Below are 16373 nucleotides of genomic sequence, written 5' to 3' on the forward strand. Positions count from 1 at the left end.
CAACGACCCCGGCATGGGCGTCATCCGCCACGTCGACGCCGGCTACGACCGCGCCCTCGAGGTCGCCAAAGAACGCGGCGTCCGCATCCCCATGCTCCCCACGGACTCCCTAACTTCGCAAGCTCGGCCAGGGAACCCTGTCCGCGTGGCCCCAGAGACAGCATCCGAAGCCCGCTAACCAGCCCCAAATCCACATCGATTGCTCCGTAACCGCCGTTTTGGGCCGCCAAAAGGGCGCTTGCGGAGCAATCGATCCCCAGAAGTAGGAATCATGACCATCACAGCCAATGCCCCGACGCAAGCACCGCTCACCGTCACCCTCGGTTCCAGCGGCGTCACCCCCGAGGACGTCGTCGCCGTCGCCCGCCACGACGCCAAGGTGACCATCTCCCAGGAGGCCCTGGACACCGTCGCCAAGGTCCGCGCCCACATCGACGACCTGGCCCACAGTGAAATCCCGGCCTATGGCATCTCCACCGGCTTCGGGGCACTGGCCAACCGGCACATCCCCAATGAGCTGCGCACCCAGCTGCAGAAGTCCCTGATCCGCAGCCACGCCGCCGGCATGGGCCCCGCCGTGGAACGCGAAGTGGTCCGCTGCATCATGTTCCTGCGCGCCAAGACCCTCGCCTCCGGCCGCACCGGCGTCCGCCCCGTGGTCCTGCAGACCATGGTGGATGTCCTGAACGCCGGCATCACCCCGGTGGTCCGCGAATTCGGTTCGCTCGGCTGCTCCGGCGACCTCGCCCCGCTGTCCCACTGCGCCCTGGTGCTGATGGGCGAGGGTGAAGCGGAGGGCCCCGACGGCGTGACCTACGGCGGGCGGGGCGAAGAGCCTGTGGCCGTACTGCTTGCCGAACACGGGATCGAACCCGTCACGCTCGCGGAGAAGGAAGGGCTGGCGCTCGTCAACGGCACCGAGGGCATGCTGGGCATGCTGCTGATGGCCATCGCGGACATCCGGCAGTTGCTGACGACGGCGGACATCACCGCCGCGCTCAGCGTCGAAGCGCTGCTTGGCACGGACCAGGTGTTCCTGCCCGAGCTGCACGCCGCGCTCCGCCCGCACCCGGGCCAGGCTGCCTCCGCGGACAACATGCTGCGGGTCCTGTCCAACTCGCCGATCGTGGCGTCACATCGAGTGGGCGACTCCAAGGTCCAGGACGCCTACTCCTTGCGTTGTGCACCCCAAGTGGCCGGTGCCGTCCGCGACACCGTAGACCACGCCGCGCTCGTCGCCTCGCGCGAACTTGCCGCAGCGATCGACAACCCGGTTGTCTTGCCGGACGGCAGGGTCAGCTCCAACGGCAACTTCCACGGCGCCCCGGTGGCGTATGTCCTGGACTTCCTGGCGATCACCGTGGCGGACCTGAGCTCCATCGCGGAACGCCGCACGGACCGCATGCTGGACCCGGCGCGTTCACACGGGCTGCCGGCATTTCTGGCCTCGGATCCGGGCGTCGACTCGGGCCTGATGATCGCGCAGTACACGCAGGCCGGCCTGGTCTCGGACAACAAGCGGCTCGCTGTGCCGGCATCGGTGGACTCCATTCCGAGCTCCGCGATGCAGGAGGACCACGTGTCGATGGGCTGGCACGCGGCACGCAAGCTCCGGAAAGCCGTGGAGAACCTGCGCCGCGTCCTGGCCATCGAGCTGGTCACCTCGGCGCGGGCCATCGACATGCGGACCCAGCTGTCCGGAGGGGACCTGACCCCGGGGCCGGCCGGAACCGCGGTCCTTGCTGCACTTCGCAAGGTGGTTGACGGTCCGGGAACCGACAGGTTCCTGTCGCCGGAACTGGAGGCTGCAGACCGGCTCGTGGCGTCGGGCGAGATCCGCGTGGCAGCCGAATCCGCCGTCGGAATTCTGGCCTAAAAATGAATATTGTGCATCAGCAATGACAAATTCCCGGCGCCCCCGCAACACTTAGCGACACAACGGGCGGGGGCCCGGGAATTGTAGTAGAACTAAAGATGTAGTGATGAAGTCCACACCAACGATGTTGTGGCAAACGAACATATACAAAGGGGTAGAAGTTCAATGAAAGCACGGGGGACGGTTCTGTCCAGGCGGATGGCATTTGCTGCCGCAGTTTCCGACTGGAGGAGCCTCAAAGCAGGCGAACGGGTCGAAATCCTCAAGCACGCGCATGTGGTGGCTGCAGGTGAAGTTGAGGAAGTTTCCGTGAGTGGAAACGTGCTTTGGCTGGTGCCTTCGAGCCCGTCGGAGACTCAGCTCTTTATGAAGTCGGACGGCGTCAAGGTCCGCAGGACATAAAGCCAGGACATAAAGCCAGGACAATAGTCCGGAGTTAGGCGGCGATGTCCTCGTAGGTTTCACCGAAGGGGACTGACTCGTCGAGGGCCACGGTGTAGGCGCCCGGCTCGACACGGGTGACGCGGATGCCGCAGTTGCCGTCTTCCACGGCAGCTTCGATGAGTTCCTTGACGGCGTTGTCCAGGCCGTCGTGGACCTCTTCGGCGGTGGAAAAAGTCAGGTGGATGGAGCGAACGTCGGTGGTCTGGCGTTCCATGGTTGCTGAAGTCATTGCGGGTCTTTCTCTCAATAAATGCCAATTGGCCTCAACCAAGTCTACCGGCGTTGTCAAAGAACGTAAGATGTCTGGCATTTTCCCGCAGGGTTTCGTATTCGTCGAAGCCCTGCGGGATGCCTGTTTTCAGCCTTCTCCGCCCGAAACGGGTACTCCCGGGAGGAACTCCGAGGGCAGTTCGGATACCGGAATAATCACCATGTCCTGGACCTTCCAGTCCAGGTCGATGCAGGCCTGCCGGGCGTCCTCGAGCTGCTGCATGGACGGCATGTTCCCGTCGGCCGGGACCACGAACGATTCAACATGGAACACGTGGCCCTCGTCCCGGATCCTGGACCGTGCCGTCGCTGTCCACTCCAGGCTGCAGAGGTACTCGTCGATCCGGTGGCCCAGGGGGTGGGGTTCGGCGTCGTCGAAGGTCCTGGCCCGCTTGTCCATCAGCGCGGAGATGGCTGCGCGGGTATTGCGGATGCCGTCATGGAGGATGCTGGCTGAGATGACCAAGGCGGCCACCGCATCAGCCCACCACCATCCAAGGCCGATTCCCGCCACGCCCACCGCGGCCGCCAGCGCGGTCATCCAATCGGCCTTGTTCATGTCGGCGTCTGCGTAGAGAACCTTGTCGTGCAGCTTTTCCGCAAGCTTCATCTTCACGTGGCCCAGGTAGACCGGCGGCCCTGCCGTCAGGATCATGGCAACGATCATCACCCAGCCCAGCCAGATGGTCTGGCCGAAGAACTCAAAGCCGCCAATTGTCGGGTGCTCGGCGGTCACCAGGCCGATACCTGAATCCACAATCAGGTAGGCCCCCATGACGGTCAGGGCAACCGCTGCCACCACGTGGGCGATGCCCACGGCCCGGTGGAAGCCGTAGGGGTGTTCCTCGCTCGGGCGCCTGCGGATGGCGCGGGAGGCCACCAGGAACGAGAGCGGCGGCAGGAAGGACAGCAGATCCTCCACCCAGGCGGCTTTCATTGCCTGCGAGTTGCCCAGCACCACATAGACCAGGACGGTGGAAGCGGTCAGGAAAGCCAGGGTGATCCATTCGAACTTCACGGCCCTGCGCAGGGCGGCCTGCTGTTCCTCGGGCAGCGTCGTGTGGCCGAAGCGGACCGGCTCACGGGTCACGGAGGATCTCATTTCGCCGCCCCCGAAGCCATAAGGAACCTGTCCAGCTCGAGCAGGAAGGCGTTTTCTCCCTTGGGCACCAGCATGATGTGTTTACGCACCTGGCCGCGGCTGTCCACGGACTCCGCATAAGCCCGCGTGATGCCCGCTTCTTTCTCCCACGGGGTTTTGTCGTTGAGCCCGCCGATCACCAGGTCCAGCTCACCGTGCTTGAGGTCTTCGGCCAGCACATGCTCGGTGCCCTCGGACCACTCGATTTCGGCACCAAGTTTGGCGGCGAAGGCTCGGACCAGATCCGGCTCCCTGCCTTGTGGTTCGCTGCCGCCGCGCAGGTTGACCCAGTCTTCGTTGTGGCTGGCCCCCACCCTCAGGGTGCCGCCGCTGACACGGTCGAGTGTTCCGTCCGGATCGGCGGGGAAGGAAGTTCCGCAGGCCGTGAGGGCCAGCGTCAGGGCCAGTATTGCTACTGCCGTCTTCCTGGGAATCTTCATGCTGTCCTGAACCTCCGCTAAGTAGTTGCCACTGCCATTAGACAGCCTACTTACCGTCGCCGGATAGAACGGGACGGATAGAACGGGACGGATAGAACGGGACGGATAGAACGGGACGGATAGAACGGGACGGATAGAACGGGACGGATAGAACGGGACGGGTAGGACGGGACGGGTAGGACGGGACGGACAGGAGGGCAGTGCCCACGCCTACGAAACTGTCCCCGCACCGCAGGTGCGGTGCGGGGACAGAGATGACCCGGTTCTGGTTGCGGAACCGCCTTAGCGCTTGACGGCGTCCAGCTTCAGCATCTTGGCGATGACGCCGTCCAGCTCGGAGTCGTCGAAGATCTTCTTCCAGTCATCCTTGATGATGGTGTCCTTGCCGTACTGGATGGCGATTTCGCAGGCCTCCGAGAACGGGTTGGAGCCGCGGAGGGCGTTGGTCAGGGCGATCTGCACGTGGCCGAACAGCATGGCCTTGGCTGCCTCCTCGGGGACGCCGGCGGTGTGCACGGTCTCGTGCAGCGCCTCGTTGAGCAGGGTGCCGATCATGCAGGCCACGGTTTCCACCAGGGTGGGTTCGAGGATGGCAAGCTGCTTCACGGTGACCCAGTGGACGTCGATGACGGGGGCGTAGATGGTGCGGATGACGGCCTCGGCCGAATCGCGGGTCGCTGCCGGTGCGTCCTCGTCGATGGCGGCAACCACGTTTTGCGGTGCGCCTTCGCCGCCGAAGGTGTCGGCCCATTCTTCCTTGGTGGTGCGCTCCAGGAAGACGGACGGGTGGCACGGGTGCGCAACGGCCTGGACCACGTCGTCGCGCTTTGCCAGCAGCCCGGCGTAGGCGGCGGCCGGGTCCAGCGTCAGCAGGATCGCGCCGGATTTCATCTGGGGGACCACGCCCTCGGACACAACGCCCAGGACGGTGTCCGGGACGGCGAGGATCACCACGTCGGCGCCCTTGACGGCGTCGTCGGTGGAGGTGATCTCACGGCCTTCGGTGCGGACGCGGTCCTGGCCCGCGGGGGAGTTCTCGCTGTAGAAGACGGTGTGGGCGCTCTTCTGGAGGTTCCGGGAAACGCGCATTCCCATTTTGCCACCGGCTCCGATGACGGCGACGGTCAATTGTTCTGCTGACATTTCACTTGCTCCTTAGGAAATCGATGCTTTGCTGGGTCCACTGGTTTTCGAGGCGGATGGTTTCCGCTTCAGAGTCCTGCCACGGCAGCCAGTGTTCGACGATTTGGTTGATGTTTCTTTCTTTGGGCTGAAACTTCCCGGCCATGTAGTCATAGTCGAGAAGGCCTTCGCCGAGGGGAGCGCCGGAGTAAGTGAACCCGACCCACCCCTCCTTGCGGCTGAACGCAAAGTCTTTGATATGCATGTTGAGGACGTAAGGCGCGACGGCGTCAATCACCTCACGCGGCGGCTCCAGCGCCGCGACCGTATTGGCCGGGTCGCTGCAGATGCCCAGGTACGGGTTGTTCACGCGGCGGATCACGTCCAGGATCCGGGAGGTGGGGACCTGTTCGTAGGTTTCCACGGCGATCTTCACCCCGGCTGCCTCGAATTCCGGCAGGATCTCGGTGAAAATCGCCACCGCTTCGTCCGCCGTCGGGGTGTGGCCCGGGACGTTGAACATGGTCCGCAGCAGGGGGGAGCCCAGAATCCCGGCGATGTGCAGGAACTTGCGCAGGTGCTCCGGGCGGATGCCCTTGGTGCCCAGTTCCAGCGCCACGCCAAGGCGGTCCGCGATGGCCCGGACGGCTTCCAGTTCCGTGTCCGTCATGGATTCCAGCGGGGTGTAGTCGCAGATCTGGAAGAGTTCCACGCCCAGGGCCGCGGTCCGCTCGAGTGCCTGGTGGATGCTGAGCGGTTCGGTGACCCTGTCCGAGAGCTGCCAGAAGAACGCGTAGCTGCTCAAGCCAATTCTTGAACCCGGTTCACTGCGTGAGCCCTGGCCTGCGCGGCTCATGCGGCCACCTTCTTCGCGGCCAGCCGTGCAGCGGCCTCGTCCAGGATGCTCTTGAGCGCCTTCGGATCGTGGGCGAAGCGGCCCAGGAACAGCCCGGCGACGGACATATCGAGCTGACTGATGAGCCCCGGCCCGGCGCTGCCGCCGTAAATGACCCGGCTCTCGGCCTGCCCGGGCAGGGCACGCAGGTGCGCGTCCAGCCCGGCGATGACGGCACTGATGTACTGCGGGGTGGCGGGTTGGGGTGCGCCGATGGCCCACTGCGGCTCGTAGGCCACGATGGTCCGGCCCGCGGGTCCGAGGGACTGGGCCCGAACCAGGGCCGCGTCGATCTCGGCGCTGCAGCGGGTAACGGCTTCCTCCACGGAGCCCTGCTGCAGTTCGCCGACGCACAGGACGGGGGTCAGGCCGTTGCGGTAGGCCGCAGCGGTCTTCAGGCCGATGATCCTGTCGTCCTCACCGAAGATCCGGCGGCGTTCGGCATGGCCCACTTCGGCGTACCGGCCGCCGAGTTCGGCGACGGTCTTGCCGCCGACCTCGCCGGTGTAGGCTCCTTCGTCCTCCCAGAAGATGTCCTGGGCACCCGCGGCTGCCCCGGCGGTCCCGAGGATGCGGGCCGCTTCGGGCAAAACCGGCAGGGTGGGCAGCACGAACAGTTCGATGTCGCCGTTCTGGACCGCCGGGTGCGCAAACGCGATGGTTGCCACTTCACGGCAGTATTCGAGCGTGCGTTCGTAGCCGAAGTACATCTTCAGGCTGACGCCGATCACTGCACCGGGGCGCTGAAGGCCGGAGTGCTTAGCAGGAAGTGACACCTTCATAGTCCTTAATCAGGGTGACCTTTTCGGCCGAGGCGGAGGTCTCGTCAAAGGTGTACGTCAGCCACTCGCGGGCCAGCCGGCGGGCGAGTTCCAGCCCGACGACGCGCTGGCCGAAGGTGAGGACCTGGGCGTTGTTGCTGAGCACGGAGCGTTCCACCGAGAAGCTGTCGTGGGCGGTGACGGCGCGGACTCCGGGGACCTTGTTCGCGGCGATGGCCACGCCGAGCCCGGTGCCGCAGACCAGCAGGGCACGGTCGGCCTTGCCGGCGGCGATCAGTTCGGCGGCGGCGATGGCCACTGACGGGTACGGGGTGTGGCTGGTGGCATCCACCCCGACGTCGGTGACGGATTCAACCAGGTCGGAGGCCTCCAGGTCCGCCTTCAGGGCTTCCTTGTACTCGAAACCGGCGTCGTCGGCTCCAACGATCAGGCGCAGTTTGGCGCTCATGCTTTCTCCTTAATGGTTGCTGCAGCTTTCGCCTCGGCGAAAGTGTTATGGATGGCTCGGACGATCAGTGCCATGGATACCGCGCCGGCGTCCGGGGTGCCGAGGCTCTTCTCGGCGTGCGGGCGGGCGCGGCCCATGAGGGGCAGCAGCTGGGCGGTATCCTCGGCGGCCTGCTGCGCAACGTCGGCGGCGGCGCCCCACGCGTCGGTCAGGGAGTTGCCGGCGTCCACGCCGGCGGACAGCGCGTCGCGGAACGGGACGAGGACGTCCACCAGGGTCTTGTCCCCGGGCTTGGCCTTGCCGAAGTCCATGATCGCGGCCGCTGCGCCGGCTACTCCGGCGGCGACAGCTCCGGCGTCGGGCGCTTTGGTGTCCCCAACCGCGTCACCGACCGCCCGCAGGGCCATGCCCCAGAGGGCCCCGGAGGTGCCCCCGGCTTTGTCGGCCCAGGCGTCAGCGGCGAAGTGCAGGGTGGTGGCGGCCCCGGCGCCGCGGGCGACGGCGTCACGGGCGGCGTCGACGGCAGCGCGGACGCCGCGTTCCATGCCGATGCCGTGGTCGCCGTCGCCGGCGATCGCGTCGATCCGGCCGAGTTCGTCGGCGTTTGCGTCCACCACCGCCTTGGCGGCGCCGAGCGCTGCGAGGATCCGGACGGCTCCCTCGCGGGACTCCGCTGTTGCGTCAGGGATGGAAAGTTCGACGTCGGCCAACTCACCTGCGTCCGACGCGTCCAGCGCTGCAGCGGTGACAGCGCCGCGGCGGAAGGCCGGGGCGTCGGCGGGGGCGTTCCAGAGGGTCTCGAGTTCGTCGTCGAGCCAGAAGAGGGTGAGGGAGGTGCCGGCCATGTCGAAGCTGGTCACGAGCTCGCCCACCTGCGGGTCCACGGCTTCCAGGCCGGCTTCGGCCAGGAGCTGGGCCACGCGGCGGTAGACGACAAAGAGTTCCTCGTACTTGACGCTGCCCAGGCCGTTCAGGATCGGGACCACACGGGCGCGGGCTGAACCCTCGGCAACAGAGACGCCGTCGGGGACTTCGGTGAGGAGCTTGGCGACGAGGAGCTCGGCCAGTTCGTCCGCCGTCGGAATGTCCGTCTCATCGATGCCGGGCTCGCCGTGGATGCCCATGCCCACGGCCATCCGGCCCTCGGGGACGGAGAACAGCGGGTGGTCGGCGCCCGGCAGGGTGCAGCCGGTGAAGGCGACGCCGAAGGAGCGGGTGCGGTGGTTGGCGCGTTCGGCGATCTCCACCGTGGCGTCCATGGAGTAGCCGGCTTCCGCTGCTGCGGCGGCCACCTTGAAAACGGTCAGGTCCCCGGCGATGCCGCGGCGCTTGGCGCGCTCGGCCGGCGGGGCGGAGGAGACGTCGTCGGTGACGGCGATGCTGCGGCAGTCGATGCCTTCCTTGCGGAGGCGGTCCTGGGCCTGGTTGAAGTGCAGGACGTCGCCGGCGTAGTTGCCGTAACCCAGCAGTACGCCGCCGCCGTTGTTGGCGGCTTTCGCCACGTTGTAGACCTGCTGCGCGGATGGGGAGGCGAACAGGTTGCCCATCGCGGCGCCGTGCGCCAGGCCCTGGCCCACCAGGCCGGCGAAGGCGGGGTAGTGGCCGGAGCCGCCGCCGATCACCAGCGCCACCGTATCCGGGGTGCTTTTGGTGTTCCGGACGACGCCGCCGGAGACGCGCTTCACCCAGCGGCCATGGGAGGCAACGAAGCCTTCGATCATCTCGTCAGCGAAGGCTGCTGGTTCATTGAACAGGCGGGTCATGGGGAGCTCCTGGGATTACTGCTCTGACGGTGATTGAGCTTGTCGAAATCGGTCTCGACAGGCTCGACCACCAGCTTGTTTGATTTGGTGCGGGGGCGTCCCCGATTATGGGACGCCCCCGGTCTGTTAGGGCTCGGAGTGGTGTCCGGCGCCGGCCGGGTCGAGGGCTTCGGCCGGGACGCCTTCGCTGACCTTGCCGGAGCGGCTCAGCGCCACCATGAGGATGGAGGACAGGAGCATGAAGCCACCGACGACGAACATTGGTACCGTGTAGCCGCCGGTCAGGTCCTTCAGCCAGCCGGTGACGTACCCGGCGCTGAAGCCGGCGAGGTTGCCGATTGTGTTGATCAGGGCGATGCCGGCTGCCGCTGCCGCACCCGTGAGGAACTGGGTGGGAACGGTCCAGAAGTTGGGCAGGGCCGCAAAGATGGACATCGCAGTGATGGTAATGACGGCGATGGTGGCGGCCGGGGAGCCGGCAAACAGTGCCAGCGGGATGCTCAGTCCGCCGATGAGGGCCGGAAGGGCGATGTGCCAGGTCCTGACGCCGCGCCTGGTGGCGTCCTTGGACCAGAAGTACAGGGCGAATGCCGCAGGGAGGTACGGGATCGCGGTGATCAGGCCCTTCTGCAACACATCGAACTTGGCGCCGTAGATACCTTCGAAGCCCGCGATGATGGTGGGCAGGAAGAACCCGAGGGCGTACAGGCCGTAGATGAAGCCGAAGTAGATGGCGGAGAGCATCCAGACCCGGCCGTTGCCGAACACGGTGCGGACGCTGATGTGCTTGTTGCTGGCAGCGGTTTCCTTCTTTTCCTTCTCCAGCGCGCCGGTCAGCCAGGTCTTTTCCTCCTGTGTGAGCCACTTGGCCTTGGCGGGTGAATCAGCCAGGTAGAACCAGGCGATGATGCCGACGATGATGGCGGGCACGGCGACGCCGAAGAACATGACACGCCAGCCCTCAAGTCCGAAGAGTCCGTGCTGCTGGATGAGGAGGCCGGCCAGCGGGGCGCCGATCACGGTGGTCAGCGGCTGGGCCAGGTAGAACAGGGCGAGGATCTTGCTGCGGTGCCGTGCCGGGACCCAGAGGCTCAGGAACAGGATGGCGCCGGGGAAGAAGCCTGCCTCGGCAACGCCCAGGATGAAGCGGAGGACGTAGAGCTGTTCCACGTTGCCCACCCAGGTGAACAGCAGGGAGACGATGCCCCAGCTGACCATGATGCGGGCCAGCCAGCGGCGGGCGCCGAACTTGTGCAGGGCCAGGTTGCTGGGAACCTCAAGCAGGATGTAGCCGATGAAGAAGACGCCGGATGCGAAGCCGAACTGCGCCGCAGAGAGGGCCAGGTCGGCGTTCATGCCGTTGGGGCCGGCGAACGAAATGGCCGTCCGGTCCAGGTAGTTGATGAAGAACATCAGGGCAACGAACGGCACCAGCCGGATCGCCACTTTCCTGATTGCAGATTTTTCGACCACCGATTGTGTGGTGTCCACGTTGACTCCTAGATGTTGATGTCCCGGCCGCATCCTGCGCTGGAGGCGTGGGGCTGGTTTCGAGGCTTAGCGTCGGGGGCTGATCAAGGTGGGCAGCTAGGCCTGTGACCTCCACCATAAGTCAAAAACGATAAATTGGTCAACCGGTTGACTGATTAATTTTTCGCACGGTGCGGATGCGGTTCATGGGAGCGTCCGGTTGCTACGCTGAGACTGTGTCCGCAAACTCCGCCGCCTCGACGGCCAAAATCAGTGCCGCGCTCGGTTCCATGGGGCAGGGTTCTGTCGTCTCCGAGGTGGCAGAGAGGCTGATGGCCTACTTCACCAGCGGCGACATCGCCCCCGGAACCCGGCTTCCTGCCGAACGCCAGCTTGCCGCGTCGCTCGGGGTGGGCCGTTCGGCGGTGCGGGAGGCGCTAGCCGCCCTGGAGATCCTGGGCATCGTGATCGTCCGTCCGGGTTCGGGGACGTATCTGCGGGACGGCGTCTCGGAGCTCCTGCCACGGACCCTCAGCTGGGGGCTCATGCTGGGCGAGCCGAGGACTCGGGAGCTCGTTGAGCTGCGGAGCGGCCTCGAAGTCCAGGCCGGCCAGCTCGCGGCGGCCAGGATTACCGACGAGGCACTGGAGCGCATGCGGGCCAACCTCGACTCCATGGAAAAGAACTTGGACCACCTTGCAGCATTCGTCGAAGCCGACGCGGCATTCCACAAGGAAATCGCCACCAGCTCCGGAAACCAGGTGCTGCAGGAGCTTCTGCAGAGCATCCGCTCGCTGCTGCGGATCTGGGTTGACCGTGCCCTGACTGATGAAGGGCATGCTGCCGCCGCCCTCGCCGAACACCGGGCCATTTTCGAGGCGCTCGAAGCGCACGATGCCGAAGCGGTCACGAAAGCCATGGCCTCCCACATGGGTACAGCTTCGCGTCGCCTGCTGGCCGGCTACGACGCCGCGCAGTAAGCCGCGCAGTCAGCGCTAGCGGACGGTCATTGAGCCGCCGCGCCCCATCCGATATCGTCAAAGCGACAGGACCGGCCCGGGGTCAGCTGGGCGCAGTCACCAGCCACCAGAGAGCAGCCTTCCGTGTCTACCGAGCACTCCGCAACCCTGCACTCCGCAGCAACACTGTCCGCAGCATCGCCGTCCGCCCAGGCGGGTTCCGATCCGCGCCCCGCGCTCGCGCGGCGCCTTGATCCGCAGATCCGCAAGCTCGCAGTGGGCGTCTGGACGGCGGAGCTGGTGGGGGACGAACTGGCGAACATCAGCTACGGCGGCCGGCCCGTGCTCCGTGCCATTAAGGCTGTGGTGCGGGACCACGAATGGCGCACCTTTGCGCCGTTGGTGCGTGACCTTGCGGAACTGAAGGACGACGACGGCGTCAGCCTCCGGATGCACGTCGACTATGCGGCCCCCGGCTCCGCGGACGCTGCCGGCGCCGGCGTGGATGCCGATGACGTCGCCTTCGAAGCCATGCTGATGCTCCGGATCACTCCGGCCACGGTGGAGGTGTCGTTTACGGGCCGGGCTAAGACGGCGTTCCGGCGCAACCGGATCGGGCTGGTGGTTCTCCATCCCACCAGCGAAGCCGGACGGGAGGTCAGCGTTGTGTCGCCGGACGGCAACGTAACCGCCGGAGCCTTCCCCACGGACATCAGGCCGGACCTGGTCTTCACGGAGATCTCCTCGCTGGAATGGGCCGACGCCGGGACTGCCTTCGACCTGGGTTTTTCCGGCGACATCTTCGAGACCGAGGACCAGCGGAACTGGAGCGACGGTTCCTTTAAGACCTACAGCACCCCCTCAGCGCTGCCCACCCCGGTGGATGTTGCCGCCGGGGACACCGTGACCCAGTCGGTCAGCATTGAGGCCCTCAGCATCGAGACACCGGACAACCCCCTCCCCGGCGGCTTCGACCAGGCGGTCTTTACGGTGGGAGAGGCTGTGGGTACCGTCCCGGCGCTGGCAGTCTCCGTGGACTCAACCGGCAGGGATTCAACCGGCGTGGACTCAACCGGCGGGGACGCACGCGCTGCGGCCGCCGCGAACTCCGGCGCGGGAGCGCAGCTGCCCGGCCTTGAGGCCGTCCTGGTGGAACTGTACGAACCCCGGGAAGCCTGGCCAGCCAAGCTGGCCGCCGCCGCCCGCGAGGCTGACCGGCACGGCGCCGCCCTGGACGTACGGATCGTTTCAGCTTCGGCTGACGGAGTGGCTGAAGCGCTCAGGGGAGCCCTCGGCGGGCAACTGTCGCGGATCGTCCGGCTGGGACTCTTCCACCCCGAGACGCAGTGCACCGACCCGGCGGCGTGGACGGCATTGAAACCATCGCTTGAGAAGGCCGGATTCAGCGGGCAGCTCCTGGCCGGCACCCGCTCGCATTTCACGGAACTCAACCGATGGGTTGCCGGCGGCAGCAGCAGCCCGGTCCCGCAGGACGCCGATGCCCTGGCCTTCAGCCTCACACCGCAGGTCCACAGCACGGAAATTCCCCACATCGTGGAGACGGTACCCATCCATCGGGCCACCGCAGCCAACGCCCTGCGGCTCGGCGACGGGCGTCCGGTGCATGTGGGACCCATTACCCTCAAGCCCCGGTTCCACGCGCCGGACCAGGACGCCGACGGCGATGACCTCCAGGACCACAGCTTCACCGCGGCGTGGACGCTGGCCAGCCTGCACGCCCTGACCCTGGAGGGCGTCGCCTCCGTGACGTACTTCGAGGCCGGATCTCCGCGGGGCATCGCCGCGGCAGGCGGCACCCTCAATCCCGCAGGGGAGCTGCTGCAGAAGCTCGCTGCGTGCAAGGGGGAGCCGGTACTGGCCGCCACTCAGCCGCAGGCGCAACGGGCGCCCGGGAAGAACCCCGTGACGCTGTACCCGGTGCAGTCAGCCGCCGGCCTGCAGCTGTTCCTGGGCAACCTCAGCCCGCGCGAAGCCAGCGCGGCACTGTCCCTGCCGGCCGGCGCCAGCGCGTCAGCGGCCAAGGTGACGGTGATCGGGGCTGCAACCGGCGCCAGCGCAGCTGCGGATCCCGCGGACGCATCATCACCGGCCAACGGAGTTCTGGCGGTAACGCTGGGACCGTGGTCCACTGCCGTCGTCACCTTCCGGGACTGACACTTCCTCTGTGCGCAGCGACTTCCTGGCTGCGGCGGGGCGTTAGCCCAGCAGGGTGGTGACCAGGCGGGCGGCCACTTTGGCCGTGCGCTGGTCGATGTCGAATTTCGGGTTCAGCTCGGCAACATCAAGGTGCAGCAGTTTCCCGCTGGCAGCCACCTGGCGGCACACGGCGCTGATCACCGGGAGGGGAACGCCGTACGCGGCCGGTGCGCTGACCCCCGGGGCCACCGCCGCGGGCAGCACATCCATGTCAATGGTCAGGTAGAGCACGTCCACCGTGTCCAGGAAATCCGCCACGAACTGCCGGGTGGCCTCCGCTGAGCAGTCCTCGTCGAGAAGGTACTTCACGCCCAGCCGTTCGGCGGTCTGGAACAGGATGCCGGTGTTGTTGGCCTCTGAAATCCCGACGACGGCGTAGTCCAGTGTGCGTTCGGCGGCCGCCTCCGCCCGGGCCATCTGCAGGAAGGGGGTGCCGGAAGACGGCTCGGGCGCATCACGGAGGTCAAAGTGTGCGTCCAGGTTCAGCACGCCCAGGCGCTTCCCGCTGCGGACCGCTTCCGAACCGGCCACGCCGAGGTAGCTGGCGAATGCGGTCTCGTGGCCGCCGCCCAGCAGCACGGTGAGGTTGCCGGCGTCGAGCATCTCGGAAACTGCCAGCCCGGCGCGGGCCTGGCCTGCCTCCAGCGCATCGTCCTTGACGGTCACATCCCCGGCGTCGAACACCTCGCGCGGAAGGTGGAACGCGAGCGGACCGAGCGCGGCACGGATGGCGGCAGGCGCCGCGGCCGCACCCACCCGGCCCTTGTTGCGCAGCACGCCCGCGTCGCTGCCGAAGCCGAGGATGACGGCGGGACGGCTGCCTGGTTCTGCGTGTTCCGGCAGGGCGGTGGCTGGCTCGTGGCGGTACGGCCTGACGGCCTGCCACCAGCGGCGGTGCTCGGCGCCGTCGCCGTCGAAACGGCCCCTCCAAGTGAGCGGCGGGATATCAACTGTCAGGGCTGTATGAGGCATACTCCAAGCTCACCCCAGCAGGGCCGGGAAAACCAGCCCCGGCGCCGTCGGTGTGTCCCAAATCCCGGACACCCGCAAACTGTGCCGGTCAAAAACTCTGCCGGTTAAAGGACGCCGAGCGCCTGCTCGATGGGACCGATGCCGAAGAACAGCAGGAACGCGGCGGCCACGGCCCACATGAGCGGATGCACGTCGCGGGTCCGGCCCTGGAAGGTGCGGATCAGCACATACGCGATGAACCCCGCACCCAGGCCATTAGCGATGGAGTAGGTGAACGGCATGAGGGACATGGTGAGGAACGCGGGAATCCCGATGCCCCAGTCCTGCCAGTTGATCTTGCCCACCTGGGAGACCATCATGAAGCCCACAACCACCAGCGCGGGAGCGACGGCCTCGAACGGGACCAGGTTGATCAGCGGCGTGAAGAACATGGCAACGAGGAACAGCAGGCCGGTGACGATCGATGCCAGGCCGGTCCGGGCGCCTTCGCCGATGCCTGCGCCCGACTCGACGAAGAGCTGGTTGGAGGAAACGGAGGCGCCGCCGCCCACGATCGCGCCGAGCGCGTCAACCTGAAGCACGCGGTCCACGTTGGGGATGTTGCCGTCCTTGTCCACGGTGCCGGCCTCGTTGGCCAGGCCCACCATGGTGCCCATGGCGTCGAAGAAGATGCTGAGCAGGATCACGAACGCCAGCAGGGTGGCTCCAATGAAGCCCAGGTGTTCGAACGCGCCGAAGGGATTGGCCCTGCCGATCAGCGACAGGTCCGGGGCAGCCCACTCGGAGAACGTCGGGGCCACCAGGGACCAGCCCTGCGGGTTGAATTTGCCGTCGCTGACGCTGGGACCGATGTGGAGGGTGAATTCGAGGATCACGGCCAGCACGGTGGAGGCCACAATGCCGATCAGGATGGCACCCTTGACCTGGCGGACCACCAGGGCGATGGTCAGGATCAGGCCGAAAACGAACACCAGGGTGGGCCAGCCCAGGAGCTTGCCGTCGAAACCGAGTCCCACCGGAACCGTGGTGTTGGCGGCGTCCGGGATGCGCCGGACAAAGCCGGCGTTGACCAGTCCGATCAGGGCAATGAACAGGCCGATGCCCACCACGATGGCCGTCTTGAGGCCGTCGGGAACGGCTTTGAATACCGCGGTCCGGAAACCGGTGAGGACCAGGATCAGCATGGTGGCGCCGGAGATCACCACCAGCCCCATCACGTCGGCCCAGGTCAGGCCGGGGTTGGTGGCCACCGTGACGGCGATGAAGGCGTTGACGCCCAGCCCCGTGGCCAGCGCGAACGGGTGCTTCGCCCAGGCGCCCATCAGGATGGTCAGGATGCCGGCCACAAAGGCGGTGACGGCCGCAACGGCCGGGAAACCCAGTGTGGTTCCGCTGGAATCGGCGCCGGAAAGGATCAGGGGATTCAGCACCACGATGTAGCTCATGGCGAAGAAGGTGGCAAAACCGCCCCGGATCTCGCGGGAAAAATTTGACCCCCGTTCGGAAATTTTGAAGTACCGGTCCAGTGCAGAGCCCTGCTTGAGCATTAGTCCTCCGGGGAAAGGTGGTGGGGA

Annotated in this window: 15 protein-coding genes; 4 read left to right on the forward strand and 11 right to left on the reverse strand. The window is 66.5% G+C overall.

The window, feature by feature from the left end; all coding sequences use genetic code 11:
* The first annotated feature begins 271 nt into the window (after positions 1 to 271).
* Positions 272 to 1876, forward strand: a complete 1605-nt coding sequence (hutH, locus tag J2805_RS08140; protein ID WP_309974909.1) for a histidine ammonia-lyase — start codon at positions 272 to 274, stop codon at positions 1874 to 1876.
* 165 nt (positions 1877 to 2041) lie between these two features.
* A complete protein-coding gene (locus tag J2805_RS08145; RefSeq protein ID WP_309974912.1) occupies positions 2042 to 2278 on the forward strand; it encodes a hypothetical protein in 237 nt (78 codons plus the stop codon).
* 34 nt (positions 2279 to 2312) lie between these two features.
* Here J2805_RS08145 and J2805_RS08150 read toward each other — a convergent pair whose 3' ends face one another.
* The 9 genes from J2805_RS08150 to J2805_RS08190 all read right to left on the reverse strand — a co-directional run bounded on the left by J2805_RS08150 (position 2313) and on the right by J2805_RS08190 (position 10672).
* Complete coding sequence (locus J2805_RS08150) at positions 2313 to 2549, reverse strand: hypothetical protein (protein WP_309974916.1); 237 nt, start codon at positions 2547 to 2549, stop codon at positions 2313 to 2315.
* A gap of 129 nt (positions 2550 to 2678) precedes the next feature.
* Positions 2679 to 3692, reverse strand: a complete 1014-nt coding sequence (locus tag J2805_RS08155) for a cation diffusion facilitator family transporter (protein ID WP_309974919.1) — start codon at positions 3690 to 3692, stop codon at positions 2679 to 2681.
* Positions 3689 to 4171 (reverse strand): transporter substrate-binding domain-containing protein, encoded by a 483-nt coding sequence (locus J2805_RS08160; protein ID WP_309974922.1) that lies wholly within the window; start codon positions 4169 to 4171, stop codon positions 3689 to 3691. Before J2805_RS08160 ends, J2805_RS08155 begins: the two co-directional genes overlap by 4 nt.
* A 282-nt stretch (positions 4172 to 4453) precedes the next feature.
* Positions 4454 to 5314, reverse strand: a complete 861-nt coding sequence (locus J2805_RS08165) for a phosphogluconate dehydrogenase C-terminal domain-containing protein (protein ID WP_309974926.1) — start codon at positions 5312 to 5314, stop codon at positions 4454 to 4456.
* 1 nt (position 5315) lies between these two features.
* Positions 5316 to 6149: a sugar phosphate isomerase/epimerase family protein gene (locus J2805_RS08170; protein WP_309974928.1), complete on the reverse strand. Its 834-nt coding sequence runs from the start codon at positions 6147 to 6149 to the stop codon at positions 5316 to 5318.
* Positions 6146 to 6964 carry a triose-phosphate isomerase family protein gene (locus J2805_RS08175; protein WP_309974931.1) on the reverse strand — a complete coding sequence of 273 codons (819 nt, stop codon included), beginning with the start codon at positions 6962 to 6964 and terminating at the stop codon, positions 6146 to 6148. Before J2805_RS08175 ends, J2805_RS08170 begins: the two co-directional genes overlap by 4 nt.
* A complete protein-coding gene (locus tag J2805_RS08180) occupies positions 6948 to 7418 on the reverse strand; it encodes a ribose-5-phosphate isomerase (protein ID WP_309974934.1) in 471 nt (156 codons plus the stop codon). The genes J2805_RS08175 and J2805_RS08180 overlap by 17 nt, the downstream gene beginning before the upstream one ends.
* The gene (locus J2805_RS08185; protein ID WP_309974936.1) at positions 7415 to 9181 is read right to left on the reverse strand and encodes a dihydroxyacetone kinase family protein; all 1767 of its coding nucleotides are present in this window, start codon (positions 9179 to 9181) and stop codon (positions 7415 to 7417) included. Before J2805_RS08185 ends, J2805_RS08180 begins: the two co-directional genes overlap by 4 nt.
* Before the next feature lie 126 nt (positions 9182 to 9307).
* Positions 9308 to 10672 (reverse strand): MFS transporter, encoded by a 1365-nt coding sequence (locus J2805_RS08190; protein ID WP_309974939.1) that lies wholly within the window; start codon positions 10670 to 10672, stop codon positions 9308 to 9310.
* Positions 10673 to 10887: 215 nt separating this feature from the next.
* Here J2805_RS08190 and J2805_RS08195 point away from each other — a divergent pair, with 215 nt between their 5' ends.
* The gene (locus J2805_RS08195) at positions 10888 to 11631 is read left to right on the forward strand and encodes a FadR/GntR family transcriptional regulator (protein ID WP_309974943.1); all 744 of its coding nucleotides are present in this window, start codon (positions 10888 to 10890) and stop codon (positions 11629 to 11631) included.
* Positions 11632 to 11754: 123 nt separating this feature from the next.
* Positions 11755 to 13785, forward strand: coding sequence for a hypothetical protein (locus tag J2805_RS08200; protein ID WP_309974946.1), 2031 nt, complete (start codon positions 11755 to 11757; stop codon positions 13783 to 13785).
* A 42-nt stretch (positions 13786 to 13827) separates the two neighbouring features.
* On the opposite strand, the gene hutG is transcribed toward J2805_RS08200, so the two are convergent.
* A complete protein-coding gene (hutG, locus tag J2805_RS08205) occupies positions 13828 to 14799 on the reverse strand; it encodes a formimidoylglutamase (RefSeq protein WP_309974949.1) in 972 nt (323 codons plus the stop codon).
* Between the two features lie 104 nt (positions 14800 to 14903).
* Positions 14904 to 16346 (reverse strand): NCS2 family permease, encoded by a 1443-nt coding sequence (locus J2805_RS08210; RefSeq protein WP_309974951.1) that lies wholly within the window; start codon positions 16344 to 16346, stop codon positions 14904 to 14906.
* Positions 16347 to 16373: the final 27 nt, after the last annotated feature.

Origin of the sequence: Arthrobacter oryzae, from assembly GCF_031454875.1 — a bacterium.
In the GTDB taxonomy this organism is placed as follows: Bacteria; Actinomycetota; Actinomycetes; order Actinomycetales; family Micrococcaceae; genus Arthrobacter; species Arthrobacter oryzae_D.